The following is a 22,534-nucleotide window of genomic DNA, read 5'->3' as shown; positions in this document are numbered from 1 at the left end:
CCCTTACTCCGTCGCCCACACCGGGTTCTTCAGCTTCTTCAGAAGCTCGGCGTGGGCGGCGATCTCGTCGGCACTGGCGGCGTGGGGACGGGCCTCGCGGTAAGGGCGGTCGATGCGCACGCCGCCGGCCTTCGCCGCCGGACCGGCCGCCAGGGCAAGGCCGGCCTGCCGGCCGCCCAGCAGCTCCAGATAGACCTCGGCCAGGAGCTGGGCGTCGAGCAGCGCGCCGTGCAGCGTCCGGTTGGAGTTGTCGACGCCGAAGCGCTTGCACAGCGCGTCCAGCGTCGCCGGGGCACCGGGGAACTTCCGTCGCGCCATGATCAGCGTGTCGATGGCCCGGTCGGCCGCCAGCGTCGGATAGCCGGCGATCCGCAGCTCCCAGTTCAGGAAGGCCATGTCGAAGGCCGCGTTGTGGATCACCAGCTTGGCGTCGCCGATGAAGGCGACGAAGTCGGCCGCCACGTCGTTGAAGACCGGCTTGTCGGCCAGGAACTCCTCGGTCAGGCCATGGACGGCGACCGCGTCGGGCGGCACGTCGCGTTCCGGATTGATGTAGACATGGAAGCGCTGGCCGGTCGCCACGTGGTTGACCAGCTCGATGCAGCCGATCTCGATCAGCCGGTGGCCTTCCTCCGGCTTGAACCCGGTGGTTTCGGTGTCGAGAACGATCTCACGCATGCGGTTTCCACCCTGGCTGATATCCCCGCGGCGGCCAGTGCCGGCCGCGGGCGGTCCTGATGTCCCTCACAATGGCACGCAGCGCGCGGCGCGTCACCAGCCGGCCGAGGCCGGTCGGCACCACATAGTCGGCGCGGCGGCGCTTTTCCACGTCCGGCGTCTGGCGGGCCAGGATGCCGGCGAACTTTTCCGCCGTCATGCCGGGGCGGGCGAGCACCCGCGCCTTCTGTACCGGATAGGGGGCGGAGACGACGACCGTGCGGTCGACCCGCCGCTCGCCGCCGGTCTCGAACAGCAGCGGGATGTCGAGAACCGCCACCTTCACGCCGCGCTGGGCGGCACGGCCGAGAAAGCGGCGCTGCGCCTCCTGCACCCGCGGGTGCAGGATGGCCTCCAGACGCTTCAGCGCCTCGGGGTCGGCGAAGACCGCGGCGCCCAGCGCCCGCCGGTCGACCGCCCCGTCGACCACCGAACCGGGGAAGGCGGCGGCGATGGCCGGCACCGCGGCACCGCCCTTGCCGAGCAGCCCATGCACGACCGCGTCGGAATCGCAGACCGGCGCCCCCATGCCGGCGAGCATGCGCGCCGCCGTGCTCTTGCCCATGCCGATGGAGCCGGTCAGCCCCAGCACGATCATCGCCGCCTATCCTTCCAGGACGAAACGGCGAAGCTCCGGCGTCACCTGCGGCTCGGCACCGAACCAGGCCGCGAAGGCCGGCCGCGCCTGGTGGAGCAGCATGCCGATGCCGTCCACCACCCGGTTGCCGCGCGCCGCGGCGGCGGCCAGCAGCGGGGTGGTCAGCGGCACATAGACGATGTCGTTGACGACGGCGGTGACGGGCAGGGCGCGCAGGTCGAGATCCAGCGGCGGCTGTCCGGCCATGCCCTGCGTCGTGGTGTTGACCAGCAGGGCGGCCCCCTCCAGCGCCGTTTCACGTGAAACCCAGTCGACCACCGTGACGGCGCCGCCGATCTCCGCCGCCAGCTCCTCCGCCCGCGCCCGCGTGCGGTTGGCCAGCCGCACCTCCGGCACCCCGGCGTCGAGCAGCGAGACCACCACGGCGCGCGCCGCCCCGCCGGCGCCGATCACCACCGCCGGCCCGGCCGCGGCCGACCAGTCCGGGCAACCGGCCTTCAGGTTCTCCAGGAAGCCGAAGCCGTCGGTGTTGCGGCCCTCCAGCGATCCGTCCCCGGCGACGACGATGGCATTCACCGCCCGCATGCGCTCCGCCATCGGGTCGAGCCGGTCGACGGTGCGGTAGGCCAGCTCCTTGTAGGGCACCGTCACGTTGCAGCCGCGGAAGCCCAGCGCGGGCAGGGCGCGGATCGCCTGCTCGCCGCGTTCCGGCGGAACGGCGAGCGGCACATAGGCGCCGTCGATGCCATACTGCTGCAACCAGTAGTTATGCAGACGCGGCGAGCGGGAATGACCGATCGGCCAGCCCATCACACCGGCCAGCGTCGCCTTCGCACTGATGATCATCGGAGTTGCGGTCCCTATTCCGTCACCACGCCATGGACCCTGAGAAAGCCGAGCAGCGGCAGCAGCGGCAGGCCCAGGATCGTGAAGAAGTCGCCTTCGACCCGCTGGAAGAGCTGGGCTCCCAACCCCTCGAGCTGGTAGGCGCCGACGGAGTGCATCACGTCCTCGCCCGCGGCGTCGAGATACTGCTCCAGGAAGGCGTCGCTGAAGGGGCGCATCGCCAGTCGCGCCCGGTCGATCTGGTGCCACAGGCGCTGGCCGTCGCGCACCACGACGGCGCAGCTGATCAGCCGGTGCGTCTTGCCGCGCAGGGCCTGCAACTGCTCGCGCGCCGCATCGCGGCCGGTCGGCTTGTCGAACCAGACGCCGTCGCATTCCAGCATCTGGTCGGCGCCGATCACCAGCGCGCCGCGGTGGCGGCGGGTGACCCGCTGCGCCTTCAGCTCGGCGAGCGCTTCGGCCACATCCTCGGGCGGCACGCCCTCGGCGCGGCCGGCCAGCTTGACCTCCTCCTCATCGACCAGCGGGGCGTCGAGGATGACCCGGACCCCCGCCTTCTCCAGCATGGCGGCGCGGGTCTTCGACCCGGAGGCCAGGACCACCGTCGGTGCGGCCGCCATCAGCCGATTCCCTTCGGCCCATCAGACTTGGGCCCATCAGACAGTGGCAGTCCGGATTTCGGAAGATCGGCGAGGGCGCCGGGGGGCAGCCCGCCGGTCTGGCGCCGGGCCAGCAGCATCATGATCTCCGCCGCGGTCTCCTCGATCGAACGGCGGGAGACGTCGATCACCGGCCAGCCGCGCCGGGTGTACATGCGCCGCGCCTCCGTCACCTCGCTGCGCACCACCTCGGGGTCGACATAGGTGGAGCTTTCGTTCTGGTTCAGCAGCTTCAGCCGGTTGCGGCGGATCTGCACCAGCCGGTCGGGGTCCTTGGTCAGCCCGACGATCAGCGGCCGGGTCAGCTTGTCCAGCTCGGCGGGCAGGGGACAGCCCGGCACGATGGGGATGTTGGCCGCCTTGATGCCGCGGTTGGCGAGATAGATGCAGGTCGGCGTCTTGGAGGTGCGCGACACGCCCAGCAGCACCACGTCGGCCTCGTGCAGGTCCCAGGTGGACTGGCCGTCGTCATGGGCGAGCGCGAAGTCCATGGCGTCCATGCGGCCGAAATACTCCGCGTCCAGCATGTGCTGGCGGCCGGGCTGGCGCTGGGACTCGATGCCGAGATAGGCGGCCAGCGCGTTGATCAGCGGATCGAGCACCGGGATGCAGGGGACGGCCATCTCCCGGCAATAGTCCTGCAGCCGGCGGCGCAGCGTCTCGTCCACCAGGGTGAACATGACGAGGCCGGGATTGTCCCTGATCCCCTCCAGCACGAGGTCGAGCTGCCGGTCGGTGCGGACCAGATTCCAGAAATGCTCGATCGGGCGCACGGAATCGAACTGGATCACGCAGGCGCGGGCCACGCTGTTGATCGTTTCGCCGGTCGCATCGGACACGAGATGTAGGTGGAACTCTTTCATCGATCCCCAACATGCTGTGGAGAAGCCGGCTCCATCCTGTGGACAACCGGACCCCTGCCGTTTTCACCCACCGAACCGGTACCGGTCGCCCCCGTGACCACCCCCGTGCGGACAAACCCTGCGGTCCTGTTCGGAAGATGGGAGAATCCGGCGCAGCCGCAATCTTTATCCACGGGATTCCCAGGCTCCGAGATATAGCATTTCCGCCGTTCCCGCGGGTAGCCCCCGAACCCGTCCACAGGCCCTGCGACTCTCGCGGACGCGGTCGAGAATCTGTGGATGAATCCGGGGCGAGCGGGGATCACCGTTATCCACAGCGATCCATCACCCCCACTTCCTATCTCTTCTTAAAAAGCTTAGTGAGTATGGATGAGATTCGCGTCGCCCGGACGCGCCGACCAGGGAAGCCCGCTTTGTCCTCTGCCCCCATCGAACCGACCGACACCGCCGCCCGACCCCTCAAGCCGATGCTGGCAGCGCTGGCCGGGGAGACGCGTCCGCGTCCGCCCTTCTGGCTGATGCGCCAGGCCGGACGCTATCTGCCGGAATACCGGGAGCTGCGGGCGAAGGCGGGCAGCTTCCTCGACCTCTGCTACAACCCCGACTTCGCGGTGGAGGTGACGCTGCAGCCGCTGCGCCGCTACGGGATGGATGCGGCGATTCTGTTCTCCGACATCCTGGTGGTGCCGCACGCGCTGGGGCAGCCGCTCGACTATCTGGAGGGGGAGGGGCCGAAGCTCGATCCGGTGCGCAGCGTCGCCGATCTCTCCCGGCTGTCGCGCGACCGCTTCCACGAGCGGCTGGCGCCGGTCTACGAGACGGTGCGCCGCCTCTCCACCGCGATTCCGCAGCAGACGACGCTGATCGGCTTTGCCGGCGCGCCCTGGACCATCGCCTGCTACATGGTCGAGGGCGGCGGCTCCAAGGAGTATGCCCACGTCAAGCGCTGGGCCTACGGCGATCCGGCCGGATTCTCCCGCCTCATCGACCTGATCGTCGAGGTCACCGCCGACTATCTCTGCGCCCAGATCGAGGCGGGGGCCGAGACGGTGCAGCTCTTCGACAGCTGGGCGGGCGTGCTTCCCCCCGGCCCCTTCCGCCGCTGGGTCATCGAACCGACGCGGCGGATCGTCGCACTCATCAAGCAGCGCCACCCGACGGTGCCGGTCATCGGCTTTCCGCGCGGCGCCGGCCTCGCCTACGAGGACTATGTCACCGACAGCGGCGTCGACGCGGTCGGGCTCGACACCACCGTCTCGCCGGTGTGGGCGGCGCGCACGCTGCAGAACCGCGTCCCGGTGCAGGGCAACCTGGATCCGATCCTGCTGGCCGTCGGCGGCGAGGCCATGCGCGGCGCCGCGGCGGAGATTCTCGAGGCGCTGGCCGCCCGGCCCTTCATCTTCAACCTCGGCCATGGCGTGATCCAGACCACGCCGCCCGAGCATGTGGCGGAGCTGGCGGCGCTGCTGCGCTCCTGGCCGGAGGGCGCCTGAAGCTCCGGGCGTCCGGCGGGGGCGGCCTGAACGAGGGGGGACTGGACAGCGGGGCGCCGACGCTCCAGTTTAGCGGTCCGGAGCCTCAGCGCTGCCGTGCCTCCCTTCCAGGTCCTCCAACCGAACAGACGCCCGACCGATGTCGTCCGCACCGCCGAGCATGCCCGCACCCGCTTCCACCCCCCGCGTCGCCGTGGTGCTGTTCAACCTCGGCGGTCCGGATGCGCCGGAGGCGGTGCGGCCCTTCCTGTTCAACCTGTTCGCCGATCCGGCGATCATCCGGGTGCCGAATCCCTTCCGCTTCCTGATCGCCAGCCTGATCTCGGGCCGGCGGGCCAAGGCGGCGGCGGCGATCTACGCGCAGCTCGGCGGCAAGTCGCCGCTGCTGGAGAACACCCAGGCGCAGGCGGCCGCCCTCGATGCGGCGCTGGCCGCCGCCGGGGTAAGCGCCAAGTGCTTCATCGCCATGCGCTACTGGCACCCGATGAGCGCCGAGACGGCCGCGCGGGTGAAGGACTACAACCCGGACCTCGTGATCCTGCTGCCGCTCTATCCGCAATTCTCGACGACCACCACGGCGTCGAGCGAGCGGGTGTGGCGCGAGGCGGCGAGGACGGTGGGGCTCGACGCGCCGACCCGGCTGATCTGCTGCTATCCGACCCAGGCGGGATTCGTCGACGCCTCGGCCGACATCATCCGGCCGCTCTACGAGCGGGCCAAGGCCCATGGCCGGCCGCGGGTGCTGTTCTCCGCCCACGGGCTGCCGAAGAAGGTCGTGGCCGGCGGCGATCCCTACCAGTGGCAGTGCGAGCGTACGGCGGAATCGATCGCGGCGGCGCTCGGCATCGAGGATCTGGACTGGGTCAACTGCTATCAGAGCCGCGTCGGCCCGCTGGAGTGGATCGGCCCCAGCACCGACGAGGAGATCCGGCGGGCCGGGCGCGACGGCGTGCCGATCCTGGTGGTGCCGATGGCCTTCGTCTCCGAGCATTCCGAGACGCTGGTCGAGATCGAGGTGGAGTACAGGCACCTCGCCAAGGACTCCGGGGTGCCGTACTTCGAGCGGGTGCCGACCGTCGGCACGCATCCGGCCTTCATCGAGGGGCTGGCCCGGCTGGTCCGCCAGGGGGTCGCCTCGCCGAAGCCGGTCTGCGCCCAGAACGGCGGACAGATCTGCCCGGCCGGCTTCAGCGGCTGCCCGCAGCAGGGCCGCTGAGGCGGGAAAGCCGGGATAGGACCGGGCGAGCGACAGGCAAGGGAAGGGGAGAGCGGTGCTGTACCTGTGGATCAAGGCGTTGCACGTGATCAGCATCGTCGCCTGGATGGCGGGGCTGTTCTATCTGCCGCGGCTGTACGTCTACCACGCCTCCGCCGCGCCGGGGTCGGAGGTGTCGGAGACCTTCAAGGTGATGGAGCGCCGGCTGCTGCGCGCCATCATGAATCCGGCGATGATCGCCTCCTACCTGTTCGGCATCTGGATGCTGGTGCTGGAGCCGGCCTGGCTGCGCCAGGGCTGGATGCACGGCAAGATCCTGCTGGTGCTGGGCATGACCGCGGTCCACATGCTGCTGGCCCGCTGGCGCCGCGACTTCGAGGCCGACCGCAACATCCGGCCGCACCGCTTCTACCGCATCGTCAACGAGATCCCGACCGTCCTGCTGATCGGCATCGTCATCCTGGTGATCGTGAAGCCCTTCTGAACGGGGAAGCGGCCGGCGAGACGGTGGTCGTGCTTTCGTTTGACTTGCGCTTTGCGATCCGGTAACCATGTGAAACCCACGGGGTCGTCAGCCCCGTGGCACCCCTCACGCATATCTGCCGTTCCGTCCCTGCTCAGATCGGGGCACGGTGGTTGGCGAGTCCCTTCTGCTCGGCCCGTTCAGCCATCCCCATGCTCCTGCCGGCGCGCCAGCACCCGGCCCGGGACTCCTGGCACTCCCCCCTGCATGTTGATTTCGTAGGCATCTCCCCCATGCATCTCCAAGAGCTGAAGTGCAAGAGCCCCGCCGAACTCCTGGCGTTCGCGGAGGAACTGCAGATCGAGAATGCCAGTACCCTGCGCAAGCAGGACATGATGTTCGCCATCCTGAAGCAGCTTGCCGAGAACGACATCCCGATCTACGGCGACGGCGTGCTCGAGGTGCTGCAGGACGGCTTCGGCTTCCTGCGCTCGCCGGAGGCCAACTACCTGCCCGGCCCCGACGACATCTACGTCAGCCCCAGCCAGGTGCGCCGCTTCGGCCTGCGCACCGGCGACACGGTGGAAGGTCAGATCCGGGCGCCCAAGGACGGCGAGCGCTACTTCGCCCTGCTCAAGGTCAACACCATCAACTTCGATGCGCCGGACAAGGTCCGCCACCGCATCAACTTCGACAACCTGACCCCGCTCTATCCGGAGGAGCGGCTGCGCATGGAGGTCGAGGATCCGACCAAGAAGAACCTGACCGGCCGGATCATCGATCTGGTCGCCCCGCTCGGCAAGGGGCAGCGCGGGCTGATCGTGGCGCCGCCGCGCACCGGCAAGACGGTGATGCTGCAGAACATCGCCCACTCGATCGCCACCAACCATCCCGAGGCCTACCTGATCGTCCTGCTGATCGACGAGCGGCCGGAGGAGGTGACCGACATGGCGCGCAGCGTGCGCGGCGAGGTCATCAGCTCCACCTTCGACGAGCCGGCGACCCGCCACGTCCAGGTGGCGGAGATGGTGATCGAGAAGGCCAAGCGCCTGGTCGAGCACAAGCGCGACGTGGTCATCCTGCTGGATTCCATCACCCGCCTGGCGCGCGCCTACAACACGGTGGTGCCGAGCTCCGGCAAGGTGCTGACCGGCGGCGTCGACGCCAACGCGCTGCAGCGGCCCAAGCGCTTCTTCGGCGCCGCCCGCAACGTGGAGGAGGGCGGCTCGCTGACCATCATCGCCACCGCGCTGATCGACACCGGCAGCCGCATGGACGAGGTGATCTTCGAGGAGTTCAAGGGCACCGGCAACTCCGAGATCGTGCTGGACCGCAAGCTCTCCGACAAGCGCACCTTCCCGGCCATCGACATCTCCAAGTCGGGCACCCGCAAGGAGGAGCTGCTGGTCGACAAGGGCACCATGTCGAAGATGTGGATCCTGCGCCGCATCCTCATGCCGATGGGCGTCACCGACGCGGTCGACTTCCTGGTCGACAAGCTCAAGCACACCAAGAGCAATTCCGAGTTCTTCGAGAGCATGAACCAGTAGGACCGGGGGCTGCCGCCCCCGCCATCGGGTCCAAAGGAAAAGGGCGGGAAGCCATGTCGCTTCCCGCCCTTCGTCTTTTCCGGACCGAGGCCGCGTCGGATCAGAACGCGGTGCCTTAGAAGGCGGTGTCCTGGGCTCCGCCCTCACCCTCGCCCTCGCCCTCGCCGCCCTGGATCTGGCGGCGGTAGAGGTCGGCGAAGTCGATCGGGTTGATCAGCAGCGGCGGGAAGCCGCCGTCGCGGGTCATGTTGGACACGATGGCGCGGGCGAAGGGGAACAGCAGCCGCGGTCCCTCGATCATCAGGACCGGGCGGTGATGCTCCTGCGGCAGGCCGGGAAGCTGGAACAGGCCGGCGTAGGACAGCTCGACCAGGAAGGCGGTGGCCTCGGCCTGCTTGGCCTCGCAGCGCAGGCCCAGCACCACCTCGTAGACGTCCTCGCCCATCGGCTGGACCTGCACGTCGACGCCGATGTTGACCTGCGGCTGCTGCTGACCCGGCAGCAGGCTGTGCGGAGCGTTCGGGTTCTCGAAGGAGAGGTCCTTCGTGTACTGCGTCAGAATGTTCATCGGCAGCGAGGTCGCCTGGTTCTGGTCGGCGCCGTTGGTCGGCTGATCGGACATGCGTGAACTCCTGGAACGACCGCGCCGGCGCTGACTGGCGCGGTATGGTTCGGGTTGAAGGTCTGTTCCCAGACCGCGCTGGCTATCACGGATCGCCCGCCCCCACAATGGAAAGCGGGTCCGCGAAACGGGCCGGACGGCGGATCAGCGGCCGTCCCTGCGGTCCTGCCCCCAGCGGGAATCGCTGAGCGCCGGGCCGTCGGGACCGTCGCGGCGCCCGTCGCGCTCGTCGGCCGTCACGTCGCGGTAATCGACGTCGATCACCCCGGGCGGCGGGCGCCGCGCCTCGCCGGCATCCGGCGGGTCGCGCCAGACGGTCCCGCTGCTCCACATCTGGAAGCTGCCGCTGCGGGCGAGGCGGGCGAGCAGCCAGAGGCCCAGCCCGCGGCGCACCGGCGGGATCAGCAGGATCAGGGCCAGGATGTCGGTGACGAATCCCGGGATGACCAGCAGCACCCCTGCGACAAGTTTGCAGAACCCGTCGAAGACGGCCCCCATCGGCGTCTCCCCGCGCTGCATCGCTCCCTGCGCCCGGCCGACCGCGGCCACGCCCTGGCGGCGGATCAGGGCGCTGCCGACCAGCAGGGACAGGATCAGCAGGCCGATCGTCGGCCCGGCGCCGATCCAGTCGCCGACCACGATGAAGCCGATGATTTCCACGACCGGCAGAAGGAGAATCGACAGAAGGGGGTTCATGGCTGTCCTTGCTCTTTGGGCGTCAAGGCCCTATCTACACCAGGGTAAGACGTCCGGCAGCCATCCCGCGATGACCGGCCGGGCGTCTTGGTCGGCAAGTGCGGGCGGCGCCCGATCCTCCTGCCGGCTGGGCGTCCGTCAGGCCGGTGCCCAGTGTGCCGCGACAAGGTGGTGCCGCAACAGGCTACACGTAATGTCGCCGGGCCGGAGGGTCCAGACGCCGTCGGGCGGTTGTCGCGGTCGATGCGGCCGGACCGCCGGACGGTCCGCCGGCGAAAAGGCCGGGGAAACGGAAACGGCCGGCGAAAAGGGCGCAACAGTCCCGGAAGGATTTCACGATGGGTGATGGGTTCGTGTTCATCGAGATCGTCATATTCGCGATGATCGCGGCGTTCCTGGTCTACCGGCTGCGCAGCGTGCTCGGCCGCCGCACCGGTGAGGAGCGGCAGCGGCCGAACCCCTTCACCCCGCGTCCCGGCATGCCCGACAACGTCGTGACCCTGCCGGAGCGCAACCGTCCCCGGCCCGAGACGCCGGTCTCCCCGGACGAGCCGTTGTCGCTCGCCGCGGCGCTGGACCAGATCAAGGCCAACGATCCGAATTTCGACGAGAAGCATTTCCTGGAAGGCGCCAAGGCCGCCTTCGCCATGATCGTGGACGCCTTCGCCCGCGGCGACACCGCGACGCTGCGCCCGCTGCTGGCCGACGACGTCTACGACAACTTCGCCCGCGCCATCCGCGACCGCCAGGCGGCCGGCGAGACGCTGGAAACCCGGATCGAGCGGGTCCGCGAGGCCGACGTGGAGGAGGCCCGCATGGACGGCCGCACCGCGCGGGTCACCGTCCGCCTGGTGTCCGACCAGATGAACGTGCAGCGCGACCGCAACGGCGCCGTGGTCGACGGCGATCCGAACGCGGTGGTCGAGGCGGTGGACATCTGGACCTTCGCCCGCAACACCCGCTCCAGCGACCCCAACTGGGCGCTGGTGGAGACCCGCACCGTCCACTGACCGCGGTCGTCCCGCCTTGATGCTCCGCCGGGCGCTCGCCGCCGCAATCGTTCTCGCGCTGCCGCTCGCCGCCTGCGGCCCGAAGGAGGAGGCCAGGACGCCTCCGCCCTTCGATGCGCTGACGCTGACCCGCGTCTCCCATGCCGAGCTGCCCGGCTGGACCGCCGACCGGATGGCGGAGGCGCTGCCCGCCTTCGCCCGCTCCTGCGCCAGGATGAAGTCGCTTCCCGCCGACCGGCCGGTCGGACCGGGCGGCATCGCCGGCACCGCCGGCGACTGGCAGGCTCCCTGCGCCCGGCTGGCCGATCTCAGGGCCGGGGACGATGCCGGCGCCCGCAGCTTCTTCGAGACCTGGTTCATCCCCTACGCCGCCGGCAACAACGGCGAGCGCCGCGGCCTCTTCACCGGCTACTACGAGGTCGAGCTGGAGGGCAGCCGCAAGCCGGATCCGGCCTATCCCGTCCCGCTCTACCGCCGGCCGCCCGACCTGGTGATGGTGGAGCTCGCCGATTTCGCCGATCGCTGGAAGGGCGAGCGGATCGCCGGCCGGGTGGTCGACGGCCGCCTCAAGCCCTTCGAGGACCGCGCCGCCATCGAGGCCGGGGCGCTGCGCGGCAAGGGGCTGGAGCTGGTCTGGCTGAAGGACCCGATCGCCGCCTTCTTCCTGCACATCCAGGGCTCCGGCCGGGTGCGGCTGCCCGACGGGGCGGAGATGCGCGTGGGCTACGCCGCGCAGAACGGCCACAAGTACTTCGCGATCGGCAAGGAGCTGATCGACCGCGGCATCCTGAAGCGGGAGGAGGTCTCGCTGCAGACCATCCGCGCCTGGCTGCAGGCCAATCCGGCCGAGGCGCCGGCCCTGATGAACAGGAACCCCTCCTACGTCTTCTTCCAGGAGCTGAAGGGGGAGGGGCCGACCGGCGCCCAGGGGGTCGCCCTGACGCCGGAGCGCAGCCTCGCCGTCGACCCGAAATTCGTCCCCTACGGCGTGCCGGTCTGGCTGGATGCCGAGGATCCGCTCGACCCGGCGCAGCGGCTGCGCCGGCTGCTGGTGGCGCAGGACACCGGCGGCGCCATCCGCGGCCCGGTGCGGGGCGACGTCTTCTGGGGCCACGGCGCCGACGCGGAGCGCAAGGCCGGCGTCATGAAGAGCGCCGGCGGCTATTTCCTGCTGCTGCCGAAGACGGTGACGGTGCCGCCGGCCGCCCCGGCGGGCTGATCCGCCGATCCTCCGCCGCCAAGTCCCCGCCGCCAGCCCTCCGCCACCTTCCTCCTGCGGCATTCCGCCCGAGCTTGACCGCGGCCGCCGCCGGACCATTTCGCTCGCCATGAGCGACACGACCCATGCCGCGCCGTCCGGCGCCCCCGTCCCCGCCGTCCGCGTCTCCTGGTGGCAGCCCCTGCTGTTCTGGCTGATCGTCAATGCCTGGGGCTTCGTCGAACGGGGAACGCAGCCCTTCCCCGGACATCAGCCTTCGCCCTGGCAGCCGCCCGGCTGGGTGTTCCCGGTGATGTGGTTCTCGCTCAACGTCTTCCAGATCTGGGGCGGCATCCGCCTGCTGCAGCGGGGCGCGGCGATCCGCCACCGCGGCCCGCTGATCGCGCTGCAGGCGGTCACCTGGGTGATCTATGCCACGTTCAGCTTCGTCTACTTCACGTTGGGCAGTCCGATCCTCGCCGCGGCGTGGACGATCCTGTTCTTCGTGCTGACGGTGGCCTGCATCCTGCTGGTCCGGCGCGACGATGCGCGGATCGCGCTGATCTGGGTGCCGCTGATCCTGTGGACCGGCTTCGCCTCGGTCGTCGGGGTGCACAACGCGCTGATCAACCCCGACATGCTGTTCGGCACGCCGGCCCTCTGGCCGCGCTGACCGCTTCCCCTGCCGCTCCTCAGCCCCGGTAGCGGTGGATCCGGCCGGTGAAGTCCTCCACCCGGTGGCCGTCCCCGCCGTCCGGCGTGATCCAGGCGGGGGCGGCCGGCGCCTTGCCGTGGCCGCCGGGGATGTCCAGCACGTAGGTCGGCTGGCAGAGGCCGGAGACGCGGCCGCGCAGCGCCCTGACGACCGCCTGCCCCTCGGCCAGCGTCGGCCGGAAGTGGCTGGTGCCCGACGCCAGGTCGGGATGGTGCAGGTAATAGGGCTTCACCCGGTTGCGCACCAGCCCGCGGAACAGCGCCTCCAGCACCTCGGCCCGGTCGTTGATTCCCTTCAGCAGGACCGTCTGGCTGACCAGCGGGATGCCGGCATCGACCAGCCGGGCGAGCGCGGCGCACACCTCCGCCGTCAGCTCCTCGGCATGGTTGATATGGACCGCCACCCAGGTCGCCAGATCCGGGGCCTTCAGCGCCGCCACCAGCTCGCCGGTGACGCGGCCGGGATCGGCGGCGGGAATGCGGCTGTGCAGCCGCACCACCCCGACATGCGGCATCTCCGACAGCGCCTCGACGATGCCGTGCAGCCGGCGCGGCGACAGCAGGAAGGGATCGCCGCCGGTGATCACCACCTCCCAGATCTCCGGGTGGGTCCGGATATAGTCCAGCGCCGCCTCCAGCTCCCCGCCGGTCAGCGCCTCGCCGCCGGGGCCGACCATCTCGCGGCGGAAGCAGAAGCGGCAATAGACGGCGCAGGCGTGCAGCGGCTTCAGCAGCACCCGGTCGGGATAGCGGTGGACGATGCCCTTCACCGGGCTGCGCACCCCGTCGCCGATCGGGTCCTCGCGCTCCTCCGGCGCGGTGTACGCCTCCTCGGGGGAGGGGACGTACTGCGCGTACAGCGGGTCGTCCGGCCCGGCGCCGGCCAGCCGGTCGAGCAGGTACGGGGTCAGCGCCACGGCATAGCGGTCGGCCACCGCGGCGACGGCCTCGCCGGCCTCCGGCGACATCAGCCCGGCCCGGACCAGATCGGTGACGCTGTGCGCAGTCTTCATGGCTCTTTCCCGCTTCGCCGAAATCGGCCATAGCAAAGGGACCGCTCATACTCCCGCAGGACCCATGCTGTCGACCCTTCCCCGCCTGATCGGCCATCGCGGCGCCAAGGACTCCGCGCCCGAGAACACGCTGGCCTCGATCCGCGAAGCCGCCCGCCAGGGTGCCGCCTGGATCGAGCTGGACGTCATGCTGACCCGCGACGGCGTGCCCGTCATCATCCATGACGACACGCTGGACCGCACCACCAGCGGCAATGGCCCGGTTCCCTCGCTCGACCTCGCCGGCCTGCGCCGGCTCGACGCCGGGAGCTGGTTCGACCCCCGCTTCGCCGGGGAACCGGTCCCGACGCTGGAGGAGGCGCTGGAGCTGGCCCGCAGCCTCGGCCTCGGCCTCAATCTGGAGATCAAGCCCTATCCGGGGCAGGATGTCCCGACCGCCCGCGCCGCCATGGCGATGCTGGAACGGCTGTGGCCCTCCGACCGGCCGCTGCTGGTCTCCAGCTTCGAGGTGCCCTGCCTGGAGGTGGCGCTGGAGCTGGCTCCCGCCGTCCCGCGCGGCTATCTGCTGTGGGACCCGCCGGCCGACTGGGCGGCCATCGCCGACCGGATCGGCGCGGCCACGCTGAACGTCCACCAGGACCGCCAGACCGCTGACAGCGTCGCCGCCTACCGCGCCACCGGCCGGCCGGTGCTGGCCTACACGGTCAACGACGCCGCGCGCGCCCGCACCCTGTTCGACTGGGGGGTGGCCGGCCTGTTCACCGACGCGCCGGGGCGGCTCGCCGCCGAGCTGGCGACTTAGCGTCGCACCCAAGGCGGGAATCGGCTCCGACAAGGACGCTTTTTTGCCGGGGACTCGGAATCCGCTCGAAGGTGCACGGTTTTCCTCATATATAGTTCGGCATCGGAGGCGGCACCGCGGGCGGCATGATCACCCGGCGGGGCTTTGTGTCGTCCTGCGATAAGTCCTGTGGTGATCCGGCGCCCGTCGCGGGCGGGCGCGTTCGGCTTTGGAGGGTTCGTTGAAGGCGTTGAAGCCGTTGCTGATGTCCGGCCGGGAGGTTCTGCCGCTCGTCGAGGGTGGCAAGGGGATTGCCGTCTCCAACGGCGAGAGCTCCGGCGCCTGGGCCGCCGCCGGCGGTGTCGGCACATTTTCCGGCGTGAACGCCGACAGCTATGACGAGAACGGCAACCTCATCCAGCAGATCTACCACGGCAAGACCCGCCGCGAGCGGCATGAGGAGCTGATCGACTTCGGCATCCAGGGCGGCATCGCCCAGGCGCGCATCGCGCACGAGACGTCGAACGGCCAGGGCCGCATCCACATGAACGTGCTGTGGGAGATGGGCGGGGCCGAGAACATCCTGCACGGCGTGCTGGAAGGCGCCAAGGGCATGATCCACGGCGTCACCTGCGGTGCCGGCATGCCCTACCGCGTCGCCGAGATCGCCGTGCGCTACGGTGTCCACTACTACCCGATCGTCTCGTCGGCCCGCGCCTTCCGGGCGCTGTGGCTGCGCGCCTACCACAAGTTCCGCGACTTCCTGGGCGGCGTGGTCTACGAGGATCCCTGGCTGGCCGGCGGCCACAACGGCCTGTCCAACTCCGAGGATCCGAAGAAGCCGGAGGATCCGTTCCCCGCGTCCTGGCGCTGCGCCAGATGATGAACAGCTTCGGGCTGAACGACGTGCCGGTCATCATGGCCGGCGGCGTCTGGTGGCTGTCGGAGTGGGAGGACTGGCTCGACAACCCCGACCTCGGGCCCGTCGCCTTCCAGTTCGGCACCCGGCCGCTGCTGACGCAGGAGAGCCCGATCTCCACCGCCTGGAAGAGGAAGCTGCTGTCGCTGCAGGAAGGCGACGTCTTCCTCAACCGCTTCTCGCCCACCGGATTCTACTCCTCCGCCGTCAAGAACCCCTTCCTGATGGACCTGATGGCGCGGTCGGAGCGGCAGATCGCCTATCTGCCCAAGCCGGTCGGCGAACATTCGGCCGAATTCCCCGTCGGTCCGCGCGGCCGCCCGGTCTACGTCAGCGCCACCGACAAGGTGCGGGCCGAGGGCTGGGTCTCCCAGGGCTTCACCACCGCGCTGAAGACCCCCGACAGCACGCTGGTCTTCGTGACGCCGGAGCAGGCGGAGCGCATCCACCACGACCAGGTGGACTGCATGGGCTGCCTGTCGGCCTGCAACTTCTCCAATTGGGCGCAGAACGAGGAGGGGACGACCGGCAAGAAGGCCGACCCGCGCTCCTACTGCATCCAGAAGACCCTGCAGGCGGTCAGCCACACCGACGACTGCGAGAACCAGCTCATGTTCGCCGGGCACAACGCCTACCGCTTCGCCTCCGATCCCTACTACAAGGACGGCTTCATCCCGACGGTGAAGCAGCTCGTGGAGCGGATCAGCACCGGCTACTGACGACAGGACGGACCCGTCCGGATGGGAAACCGTCCGGACCGGGATTGCGGCAGGCGCGAACAGTTCCTTGCGCCGTGAACGCAAACCGTTCTAATCTGTTACAGATCCGGGACATGACGTCCCGGACCAACCTCCGCCACCGGTAGACGGTGCAGATATCATGATGACCGGCAACCGCCCCTACAAGCACGCCCTCGACCGACTGCAGGGAGCCGGCCTCCGGCCGACCCGCCAGCGTCTCGGGCTCGCCCGCCTGCTGTTCGAGGGCTGCGACCGCCACATCACCGCCGAACAGCTCCATGGCGAGGCGCTGGCCGCCGACCTGCGGGTGTCGCTGGCGACGGTGTACAACACCCTGAACCAGTTCACCGGCGCCGGCCTGCTGCGCGAGGTGGTGGTGGAGTCCGGCAAGTCCTACTTCGACACCAACGTCAGCGACCATCACCATTTCTTCGACGAGAGCACCGGCCGGCTGGAGGACATCCCCGGCGACCATCTGCTGGTGCAGAAGCTGCCGGCGCCGCCGCCCGGCACCCGCATCGCACGGGTGGACGTCATCGTCCGGCTCATCGCGGACGAAGCGGCGGAGTAAGGCTCCGCCGGCCGTCTTGCACGACAGCCGCTTGACCGGCGATTTAGACCTCTTCCAAACTGTTGACCTGACAAACAGTTGGTGACAAGATCCGGAGTGCGCCCGGTTGCCCTACCGCCGGAGTGGCCAACCCACCGCGGTGGAAGGCGGACCGGACGTCCAACGTCCGGAGGAGTCGCCATGTCGCTCAAAGGCACCAAGACCGAAGAGAACCTGAAGGCTGCGTTCGCCGGGGAGAGCCAGGCCAACCGGCGCTATCTCTACTTCGCCCAGAAGGCCGACATCGAAGGCCACAACGACGTCGCCTCCGTCTTCCGCTCCACCGCGGAGGGCGAGACCGGCCATGCCCACGGTCATCTGGAATTCCTGGAAGAGGTCGGCGATCCCGCCACCGGCCTGCCCATCGGTGACACCCCGGCCAATCTCAAGGCGGCGATCGCCGGCGAGACGCACGAGTACACCGACATGTATCCGGGCATGGCGAAGACCGCCCGCGACGAGGGGTTCGACGAGGTCGCCGACTGGTTCGAGACCCTGGCCAAGGCCGAAAAGAGCCACGCCGGCCGCTTCCAGAAGGCGCTCGATACGCTCGCCTGACCGGACTCCCGGAACGGCCGGGCCGGCGCCTTGCCGTCCCGGCCATCCCGCCCGCCGCTCGACCCACCGCCCGACCCCCACCGTCCGACCATCGCTCGCGAGGACCCGCCCATGCGCGAAGGCAGCCTCGAGGCTCCGGTCCGCCACGCTCTCGGCTGGCGCGATCCCGATTTCCATGACGAGGCCAAGCTGGACGCGGAGATGCGCCGCGTCTTCGAGATCTGCCACGGCTGCCGGCGCTGCTTCAATCTGTGCGACAGCTTTCCCCGCCTGTTCGATCTGGTCGACGCGGCGGGGAGGCGGAGCTGGGCGGGGTGCCGTCCGCGGACTTCAAGCCGGTCGTGGATGCCTGCACGCTCTGCGACATGTGCTTCATGACCAAGTGCCCCTATGTGCCGCCGCACGACTGGGCGCTCGACTTCCCCCACCTGATGCTGCGCTACCGCGCGGTCGAGGCGAAGAAGACCGGCGTGCCCTTCGCCCTGCGTCAGCTGACCGAGACCGACCGCAACGGCACGCTCGCCCGGCCGGTCGCCGCCCTTGCCAACTGGGCGTCGGCCGAGAGCAACGGGCTGACCCGGCCGCTGCTGGAGAAGGTCGCCGGCGTCCACCGCGAGGCGCATCTGCCGGAGTTCCACGGCAGGACCCTGGTCATGCGGGCCAAGGCCGATCCGCCGCCCCTCAACACCGCTGCTCCCGCCTATGGCAGGCGCAAGGCGGTGCTCTACGCCACCTGCTTCGCCAACTACAACAACCCGGCCATCGGCATGGCGATGCGCGGCATCCTCGCCCGCAACGGGGTGGAGACGGAGGTCGTCTATCCCGCCTGCTGCGGCATGCCGCAGCTCGAACAGGGCGACCTGCAGCGGGTGAACGACAAGGCGGCCAAGGTGGCCGAAGCGCTGGCCCCCTGGATCGACCGGGGCTACGACATCGTTGCCCTGGTGCCGAGCTGCGCCCTGATGCTGAAGATGGAATGGCCGCTGATCGTCCCGCAGGACGCTCCGCATCGCTCCGCGGTGGAGCGGCTCGCCCAGGCGACCTTCGACGCCAGCGAATACATCGTCGACATCGCCCGCCGCGAAGGGTTGGCCGAGGGGCTGCAGCCCGTGCCGGGCGGCGTCTCGCTGCACATCGCCTGCCATGCCCGCGCCCAGAACATGGGGCAGAAGGCGGCGGAGATGCTCCGCCTGATCCCGCAGGCCGACCTGAAGGTGATCGAACGCTGCTCCGGCCATGGCGGCTCCTGGGGCATCATGACGGAGAATTTCCCGACGGCGCTCAAGGTCGGCAAGCCGGTCGCCACCCAGGCGGCCAAGGCCGGCAAGGCCATGGTCGCCTCCGAATGCCCGCTGGCCGGCGCTCACATCCGCCAGGGGATCGAGCGGCAGGGCGGGGCGGGAGCGACACAGCAGGTCCCCGAACTGCTGCACCCGCTGCAGATCTTCGCCCGTGCCTATGGGCTGGCCGACTGAGAAGGGGAGGGACCATGGCCGCCAGGACCGAACTGACCCGTGCCGACATCCTGCCGATGGAGCAGTACGCCCGCGAGCGGGCCGCCCGGCGCAAGGCGATGGTGGAGATCAAGCGGAGCCGCCGGCTGGCCGTCGGCCCCTTCGCCACCCTCTGCTTCGAGAATTACGACACGATGTGGCAGCAGGTGCACGAGATGCTGCACATCGAGAAGGGCGGCGAGGAGCAGATCGCCGACGAGCTGCACGCCTACAACCCGCTGATCCCCAAGGGCCGCGAGCTGGTCGCCACCCTGATGCTGGAGATCGACGACCCGGTGCGCCGCCATGCCCTACTGAGCCGGCTCGGCGGCATCGAGCGCCATGTCGGCATTGAGTTGAACGGCGAGACCATCGCCGCCCGGCCGGAGGCCGAGGTCGAGCGGACGACGGCGGAGGGCAAGACCTCCTCCGTCCATTTCCTGCACTTCGACTTCACCGACGCCCAGGCCGCCGCCTTCCGCACCCCCGGCGCCCGCATCGTCGTCGGCATCACCCACCCGGACTACGGCCACCTCGCGGTGATGCCGGAGCCGGTGCGGGCGGCCCTGGCCGGGGATTTCGCCTGACCCGCATGGGGCGGATCAGGCGTCCGCCTCACGCTCGGCGGCGATGACCGCCCCGACCAGCGCCTCGACATGGCTGCGGATATCCTCCGGCCAGCCGGCGATCAGCGCGGCGAAGCGATCATGGTCGCGGGCATAGAAGGCGCGCGTCGCCTCCTCATAGTGCGGCAGATCGCCGCCCATGACGGTCATGAAGCGGAAGGCGGCCTCCTGGCTGCGGCGCAGACGGTCCTTGCCCTGGGATCCGCGCCTCGCCTCATCCACCAGACGGCGCAGCGTCGCCGAGGCGCCGCCCGGCTGGCCGTTCAGCCAATCCCAATGGCGCGGCAGCAGCGAGATTTCACGTGAAACAACGCCCAGCTTCGGCCGGCCCGGACCCTGTTTGGCAGGACCGGGATTGGCCGGATCGGGCTTGGTCGGATCGGGATGGGCCGGATCGGGATTGGCAGGCACCGCCGGCTCCAGCCGGGCCAGCACCTCCGCCTCCGTCCCGCGCAGATCGAGCTCCACCGGCGCGCTGGTCACGGCGTCGAAGACCAGCACGCCCTGCGTCTCGCCATGCCGCTTGACTGCGACCGCCACCTCCGCGGGGCTGCCGCAGGCGATCCGGCGCTGGCCGGCGAAGGCGATGTAGCGGGGTGAGGGTGTCGGCGTATCCATGGACCCATCTCCGAAAAGGCCGCGGCCGGCGGGCGGGCGGGGCGGTGATGGGGTGCTATATCGCCCGGGTAAAATACAATGTCAATAACACCCGGATGAAACCCGGGACGGGACGGGGCGCCGCGGCTACTCGATCTTCTCGCCGGGATAGGTTCCCCAGAACTCCGACCGCTGCAGCCAGCCGCGATAGCCCTTGATGTCGATCTCGCACCAGTCGCCCTGGCACTTCTTCAGCATGCCGATGACGCCGGGCTCCGCCCGCGCCACCACCGGCGCGTCGGGCTGCGGCGCCTTGCGGAGCTGGCGGGTCTGGCCGGTGACCAGGGCGCCCCGCTTGCCGGCCAGCGCGCTCTGGTGGACCCAGCCCTCGCTGCCCTCCCAGTCGCGGATGCGGCGCCAGGTGTCGAACTCCTGCACGACCTCGACCGGCATCTCCTTGCGCGTGAACACCCACTCGATGGGATAGCTGCTGCTGGGGCCGGAGCGCAGGTTGACCTCGCCGACGCGCAGCGTGACGAAGCGGGGGATCGGCAGGCCCGACGCGTGGGTCGGGTCCTTCTCGCGCCTGCCCTCGGCCGCCGCCGGAGCGCCCGGACCGGACAGCAGGACGACGGCGAGCAGCAGGCTGGCGAGCACGGGACGGAAGGCGGACGGAAGCGGCGGCACCGGCGGATCCGATCGGCAGGGACGGAATGGGGGAAAAACGGGGCGGACGCCCGCGTGTTGCGCGCACTATAGTTAGGGGCAAGCTTCCGCGGCAAGGCCGACCGGCGGGCACGTCGCCGCCCCCCCATCCTTTGTCACGGCCGGCCTGCGGGCGCGTTCCCCGCGCAATTCCGTCCGCCATGGGGGCGCCCGATCGTCACAGTCATCTGGACAGTGCGGCAACCGCTTGGTATGGCAAGCGGAAGGCCCTGCTGAGGCCGGATAGGGAGGCCCGTCGATGACCGACAAGAAGAAGCCGCTCGTTGTCGTCACCCGCAAGCTGCCGGACGTCATCGAGACGCGGATGATGGAGCTGTTCGACACCCGGCTCAATCCCGACGACGTTCCGCTGACGCAGGACCAGATGGCCGAGGCGGTGAAGATCGCCGACGTGCTGGTGCCCACCGTCACCGACCGCATCGACCGCGGGGTGATCGAGGCGGCCGGCCCGCAGCTCCGCCTGATCGCCTCCTTCGGCACCGGCGTCGACCACATCGACCTGAAGGCGGCGCGCGAGCGCGGCATCGTCGTCACCAACACGCCGGGCGTCCTGACCGAGGACACCGCCGACATGACCATGGCCCTGCTGCTGGCGGTCGCCCGCCGCGTCGCGGAAGGCGAGCGGCTGGTGCGCTCCGGCCAGTGGAAGGGCTGGGGTCCGACCACCATGCTGGGCCACCGCATCTCCGGCAAGCGGCTGGGCATCCTCGGCATGGGCCGCATCGGCCAGGCCCTGGCCCGCCGGGCGCGGGCCTTCGGCATGTCGATCCACTACCACAACCGCCGCCGCGTCCACCCCGACGTGGAGCAGGAGCTGGAGGCGACCTACTGGGAAAGCCTGGACCAGATGCTGGCCCGGATGGACGTGGTGTCGATCAACTGCCCGCACACCCCGGCGACCTACCATCTGCTGTCCGAGCGCCGGCTGAAGCTGCTGCGCCCGCACTGCTACATCGTCAACACCTCGCGCGGCGAGGTGATCGACGAGACGGCGCTGACCCGCATGCTGTCGAAGGGCGAGATCGCCGGCGCCGGCCTCGACGTGTTCGAGCATGAGCCGGCGGTGAACCCGAAGCTGCTGCGGCTCGACAACGTCGTGCTGCTGCCGCACATGGGCTCCGCCACCATCGAGGGGCGCATCGACATGGGCGAGAAGGTGGTGATCAACATCCGCACCTTCGCCGACGGCCACACCCCGCCCGACCGGGTGATCGAGACGCTGCTGTAAGGAAGGCCTGTGGGACGGGGGGCTACAGCAGCCCCTCGTACAGCGCCGCCATGGAAATCCCGACGTCCAGCGAGCCGAACTGCAGGACGCCGTCGCCGATGATGTCCTGCACCCGCCACTCCCCGTCCCGCCGGTGCCACAGCTCGGCCCGCTTCCTGGTCGAGGACAGCAGCAGGATTTCCTGGACCGACGGGATCTCGCGATAGGCCGGCAGCTTCACGCCGCGGTCGGTCGCCTCGGTCGAGGGCGAGAGGACCTCGACGATCACCGCAGGGTCGGGGACCTGCGTCATGCCGGCTTCCAACGGTCGGCAGGTGACCGCCATGTCGGCTTGAAAATAGCTGTCCGACCGGTCGGCGACCGCGATGCCGGCCTCTGAAATCGTCCGGCACGGCGGACGCAGCCGGCTGGCGAACTGCGTCAGGATCGCCGCGGCCAGGGCGCCATGGAAAGGCGACGGCGGGGCCATTGCCACCGGCCGGCCGGCGATCAGCTCATAGCGCGTGTCGGTCCCGTCGTCCCAGACGAGGAACTCCTCAACGGTCATCAGGGGGCGCGCCGGATCGCTCATGCCCATGAGTATGGCACTCCCGTACGG

Annotated in this window: 25 protein-coding genes and 1 pseudogene; 15 read left to right on the top strand and 11 right to left on the bottom strand. The window is 69.8% G+C overall.

Translation table 11 applies throughout. From position 1 onward, the window contains the following. Window positions 1-3 precede the first annotated feature (3 nt). The 5 genes from dnaQ to DEW08_RS07065 are packed head-to-tail and all read right to left on the bottom strand — an operon-like array spanning window position 4 to window position 3,683. On the bottom strand, window positions 4-678 hold the full coding sequence (gene dnaQ / locus DEW08_RS07085; protein ID WP_109325706.1) for a DNA polymerase III subunit epsilon: 675 nt from the start codon (window positions 676-678) through the stop codon (window positions 4-6). Then, window positions 671-1,315 carry a dephospho-CoA kinase gene (gene coaE, locus DEW08_RS07080; RefSeq protein WP_109325705.1) on the bottom strand — a complete coding sequence of 215 codons (645 nt, stop codon included), beginning with the start codon at window positions 1,313-1,315 and terminating at the stop codon, window positions 671-673. The genes dnaQ and coaE overlap by 8 nt, the downstream gene beginning before the upstream one ends. Window positions 1,316-1,321: 6 nt before the next feature. Next, window positions 1,322-2,161 carry a shikimate dehydrogenase gene (locus DEW08_RS07075; RefSeq protein WP_109325704.1) on the bottom strand — a complete coding sequence of 280 codons (840 nt, stop codon included), beginning with the start codon at window positions 2,159-2,161 and terminating at the stop codon, window positions 1,322-1,324. Between the two features lie 14 nt (window positions 2,162-2,175). After that, on the bottom strand, window positions 2,176-2,781 hold the full coding sequence (locus DEW08_RS07070; RefSeq protein ID WP_109325703.1) for a Maf family protein: 606 nt from the start codon (window positions 2,779-2,781) through the stop codon (window positions 2,176-2,178). Continuing rightward, window positions 2,781-3,683, bottom strand: coding sequence for a pyruvate, water dikinase regulatory protein (locus DEW08_RS07065; protein ID WP_109325702.1), 903 nt, complete (start codon window positions 3,681-3,683; stop codon window positions 2,781-2,783). Before DEW08_RS07065 ends, DEW08_RS07070 begins: the two co-directional genes overlap by 1 nt. Before the next feature lie 467 nt (window positions 3,684-4,150). Between DEW08_RS07065 and hemE the strand changes: the two genes are divergently transcribed. The 4 genes from hemE to rho all read left to right on the top strand — a co-directional run bounded on the left by hemE (window position 4,151) and on the right by rho (window position 8,405). Further along, window positions 4,151-5,176, top strand: coding sequence for a uroporphyrinogen decarboxylase (gene hemE / locus DEW08_RS07060; protein ID WP_109329608.1), 1,026 nt, complete (start codon window positions 4,151-4,153; stop codon window positions 5,174-5,176). 160 nt (window positions 5,177-5,336) lie between these two features. Beyond that, window positions 5,337-6,392 (top strand): ferrochelatase, encoded by a 1,056-nt coding sequence (gene hemH / locus DEW08_RS07055; protein ID WP_109325700.1) that lies wholly within the window; start codon window positions 5,337-5,339, stop codon window positions 6,390-6,392. Between the two features lie 55 nt (window positions 6,393-6,447). Then, window positions 6,448-6,876: a protoporphyrinogen oxidase HemJ gene (gene hemJ, locus DEW08_RS07050; RefSeq protein ID WP_109325699.1), complete on the top strand. Its 429-nt coding sequence runs from the start codon at window positions 6,448-6,450 to the stop codon at window positions 6,874-6,876. 272 nt (window positions 6,877-7,148) lie between these two features. Beyond that, window positions 7,149-8,405: a transcription termination factor Rho gene (gene rho, locus DEW08_RS07045; RefSeq protein ID WP_109325695.1), complete on the top strand. Its 1,257-nt coding sequence runs from the start codon at window positions 7,149-7,151 to the stop codon at window positions 8,403-8,405. Between the two features lie 115 nt (window positions 8,406-8,520). Here rho and secB read toward each other — a convergent pair whose 3' ends face one another. Continuing rightward, entirely contained in the window at window positions 8,521-9,027 is a 507-nt protein-coding gene (gene secB, locus DEW08_RS07040) for a protein-export chaperone SecB (RefSeq protein WP_109325694.1), read from the bottom strand. A gap of 144 nt (window positions 9,028-9,171) precedes the next feature. Continuing rightward, entirely contained in the window at window positions 9,172-9,723 is a 552-nt protein-coding gene (locus DEW08_RS07035; protein ID WP_109325693.1) for an FxsA family protein, read from the bottom strand. A gap of 338 nt (window positions 9,724-10,061) precedes the next feature. Here DEW08_RS07035 and DEW08_RS07030 point away from each other — a divergent pair, with 338 nt between their 5' ends. The 3 genes from DEW08_RS07030 to DEW08_RS07020 all read left to right on the top strand — a co-directional run bounded on the left by DEW08_RS07030 (window position 10,062) and on the right by DEW08_RS07020 (window position 12,604). Further along, window positions 10,062-10,733 (top strand): Tim44/TimA family putative adaptor protein, encoded by a 672-nt coding sequence (locus DEW08_RS07030; protein ID WP_109325692.1) that lies wholly within the window; start codon window positions 10,062-10,064, stop codon window positions 10,731-10,733. Between the two features lie 19 nt (window positions 10,734-10,752). Then, entirely contained in the window at window positions 10,753-11,952 is a 1,200-nt protein-coding gene (gene mltA / locus DEW08_RS07025) for a murein transglycosylase A (protein ID WP_109325691.1), read from the top strand. A 109-nt stretch (window positions 11,953-12,061) separates the two neighbouring features. After that, window positions 12,062-12,604 (top strand): TspO/MBR family protein, encoded by a 543-nt coding sequence (locus tag DEW08_RS07020; protein WP_109325690.1) that lies wholly within the window; start codon window positions 12,062-12,064, stop codon window positions 12,602-12,604. Window positions 12,605-12,623: 19 nt separating this feature from the next. Here DEW08_RS07020 and DEW08_RS07015 read toward each other — a convergent pair whose 3' ends face one another. Continuing rightward, entirely contained in the window at window positions 12,624-13,658 is a 1,035-nt protein-coding gene (locus DEW08_RS07015; protein ID WP_109325689.1) for a lysine-2,3-aminomutase-like protein, read from the bottom strand. A gap of 64 nt (window positions 13,659-13,722) precedes the next feature. Between DEW08_RS07015 and DEW08_RS07010 the strand changes: the two genes are divergently transcribed. The 7 genes and pseudogenes from DEW08_RS07010 to DEW08_RS06985 all read left to right on the top strand — a co-directional run bounded on the left by DEW08_RS07010 (window position 13,723) and on the right by DEW08_RS06985 (window position 19,346). Beyond that, entirely contained in the window at window positions 13,723-14,460 is a 738-nt protein-coding gene (locus DEW08_RS07010; RefSeq protein ID WP_109325688.1) for a glycerophosphoryl diester phosphodiesterase, read from the top strand. Window positions 14,461-14,680: 220 nt separating this feature from the next. Beyond that, window positions 14,681-16,077, top strand: a pseudogene (locus DEW08_RS07005) (NAD(P)H-dependent flavin oxidoreductase). Between the two features lie 160 nt (window positions 16,078-16,237). Beyond that, a complete protein-coding gene (irrA, locus tag DEW08_RS07000) occupies window positions 16,238-16,669 on the top strand; it encodes an iron response transcriptional regulator IrrA (RefSeq protein WP_245986447.1) in 432 nt (143 codons plus the stop codon). 180 nt (window positions 16,670-16,849) lie between these two features. After that, window positions 16,850-17,266, top strand: a complete 417-nt coding sequence (locus DEW08_RS06995; protein WP_109325687.1) for a rubrerythrin family protein — start codon at window positions 16,850-16,852, stop codon at window positions 17,264-17,266. A gap of 111 nt (window positions 17,267-17,377) precedes the next feature. Next, window positions 17,378-17,644, top strand: coding sequence for a hypothetical protein (locus DEW08_RS32140; RefSeq protein ID WP_245986446.1), 267 nt, complete (start codon window positions 17,378-17,380; stop codon window positions 17,642-17,644). Then, window positions 17,581-18,741, top strand: coding sequence for a heterodisulfide reductase-related iron-sulfur binding cluster (locus DEW08_RS06990; protein WP_245986445.1), 1,161 nt, complete (start codon window positions 17,581-17,583; stop codon window positions 18,739-18,741). Before DEW08_RS32140 ends, DEW08_RS06990 begins: the two co-directional genes overlap by 64 nt. A 14-nt stretch (window positions 18,742-18,755) precedes the next feature. Continuing rightward, window positions 18,756-19,346 carry a DUF3501 family protein gene (locus DEW08_RS06985; RefSeq protein WP_109325686.1) on the top strand — a complete coding sequence of 197 codons (591 nt, stop codon included), beginning with the start codon at window positions 18,756-18,758 and terminating at the stop codon, window positions 19,344-19,346. 15 nt (window positions 19,347-19,361) lie between these two features. Here DEW08_RS06985 and DEW08_RS06980 read toward each other — a convergent pair whose 3' ends face one another. Further along, a complete protein-coding gene (locus tag DEW08_RS06980) occupies window positions 19,362-20,003 on the bottom strand; it encodes a DUF2239 family protein (protein WP_109325685.1) in 642 nt (213 codons plus the stop codon). A gap of 126 nt (window positions 20,004-20,129) precedes the next feature. After that, on the bottom strand, window positions 20,130-20,669 hold the full coding sequence (locus DEW08_RS06975) for an SH3 domain-containing protein (RefSeq protein ID WP_109325684.1): 540 nt from the start codon (window positions 20,667-20,669) through the stop codon (window positions 20,130-20,132). Window positions 20,670-20,946: 277 nt separating this feature from the next. Here DEW08_RS06975 and DEW08_RS06970 point away from each other — a divergent pair, with 277 nt between their 5' ends. After that, window positions 20,947-21,936: a 2-hydroxyacid dehydrogenase gene (locus tag DEW08_RS06970; RefSeq protein WP_109325683.1), complete on the top strand. Its 990-nt coding sequence runs from the start codon at window positions 20,947-20,949 to the stop codon at window positions 21,934-21,936. 22 nt (window positions 21,937-21,958) lie between these two features. Here DEW08_RS06970 and DEW08_RS06965 read toward each other — a convergent pair whose 3' ends face one another. Continuing rightward, window positions 21,959-22,513 carry a Uma2 family endonuclease gene (locus DEW08_RS06965; protein WP_109325682.1) on the bottom strand — a complete coding sequence of 185 codons (555 nt, stop codon included), beginning with the start codon at window positions 22,511-22,513 and terminating at the stop codon, window positions 21,959-21,961. Between the last annotated feature and the right edge of the window lie 21 nt (window positions 22,514-22,534).

This window comes from Azospirillum thermophilum (assembly GCF_003130795.1).
GTDB lineage: Bacteria > Pseudomonadota > Alphaproteobacteria > Azospirillales > Azospirillaceae > Azospirillum > Azospirillum thermophilum.
The sequence above is the reverse complement of the archived record's forward strand: the minus strand, read 5'-3'. Positions and strand labels throughout refer to the sequence as shown.

Coding starts and splice junctions, on each gene's coding strand:
- DEW08_RS06970 (WP_109325683.1), top strand. CDS start 20,947: ATGACCGACAAGAAGAAGCCGCTCGTTGTCGTCACCCGCAAGCTGCCG.
- DEW08_RS07010 (WP_109325688.1), top strand. CDS start 13,723: ATGCTGTCGACCCTTCCCCGCCTGATCGGCCATCGCGGCGCCAAGGAC.
- DEW08_RS07015 (WP_109325689.1), bottom strand. CDS start 13,658: ATGAAGACTGCGCACAGCGTCACCGATCTGGTCCGGGCCGGGCTGATG.
- irrA (WP_245986447.1), top strand. CDS start 16,238: ATGATGACCGGCAACCGCCCCTACAAGCACGCCCTCGACCGACTGCAG.
- DEW08_RS07030 (WP_109325692.1), top strand. CDS start 10,062: ATGGGTGATGGGTTCGTGTTCATCGAGATCGTCATATTCGCGATGATC.
- DEW08_RS06995 (WP_109325687.1), top strand. CDS start 16,850: ATGTCGCTCAAAGGCACCAAGACCGAAGAGAACCTGAAGGCTGCGTTC.
- dnaQ (WP_109325706.1), bottom strand. CDS start 678: ATGCGTGAGATCGTTCTCGACACCGAAACCACCGGGTTCAAGCCGGAG.
- hemE (WP_109329608.1), top strand. CDS start 4,151: ATGCTGGCAGCGCTGGCCGGGGAGACGCGTCCGCGTCCGCCCTTCTGG.
- hemH (WP_109325700.1), top strand. CDS start 5,337: ATGCCCGCACCCGCTTCCACCCCCCGCGTCGCCGTGGTGCTGTTCAAC.
- DEW08_RS32140 (WP_245986446.1), top strand. CDS start 17,378: ATGCGCGAAGGCAGCCTCGAGGCTCCGGTCCGCCACGCTCTCGGCTGG.
- DEW08_RS07075 (WP_109325704.1), bottom strand. CDS start 2,161: ATGATCATCAGTGCGAAGGCGACGCTGGCCGGTGTGATGGGCTGGCCG.
- DEW08_RS06980 (WP_109325685.1), bottom strand. CDS start 20,003: ATGGATACGCCGACACCCTCACCCCGCTACATCGCCTTCGCCGGCCAG.
- DEW08_RS07070 (WP_109325703.1), bottom strand. CDS start 2,781: ATGGCGGCCGCACCGACGGTGGTCCTGGCCTCCGGGTCGAAGACCCGC.
- mltA (WP_109325691.1), top strand. CDS start 10,753: ATGCTCCGCCGGGCGCTCGCCGCCGCAATCGTTCTCGCGCTGCCGCTC.
- DEW08_RS06985 (WP_109325686.1), top strand. CDS start 18,756: ATGGCCGCCAGGACCGAACTGACCCGTGCCGACATCCTGCCGATGGAG.
- DEW08_RS06965 (WP_109325682.1), bottom strand. CDS start 22,513: ATGGGCATGAGCGATCCGGCGCGCCCCCTGATGACCGTTGAGGAGTTC.
- DEW08_RS07020 (WP_109325690.1), top strand. CDS start 12,062: ATGAGCGACACGACCCATGCCGCGCCGTCCGGCGCCCCCGTCCCCGCC.
- rho (WP_109325695.1), top strand. CDS start 7,149: ATGCATCTCCAAGAGCTGAAGTGCAAGAGCCCCGCCGAACTCCTGGCG.
- DEW08_RS07065 (WP_109325702.1), bottom strand. CDS start 3,683: ATGAAAGAGTTCCACCTACATCTCGTGTCCGATGCGACCGGCGAAACG.
- DEW08_RS07035 (WP_109325693.1), bottom strand. CDS start 9,723: ATGAACCCCCTTCTGTCGATTCTCCTTCTGCCGGTCGTGGAAATCATC.
- secB (WP_109325694.1), bottom strand. CDS start 9,027: ATGTCCGATCAGCCGACCAACGGCGCCGACCAGAACCAGGCGACCTCG.
- coaE (WP_109325705.1), bottom strand. CDS start 1,315: ATGATCGTGCTGGGGCTGACCGGCTCCATCGGCATGGGCAAGAGCACG.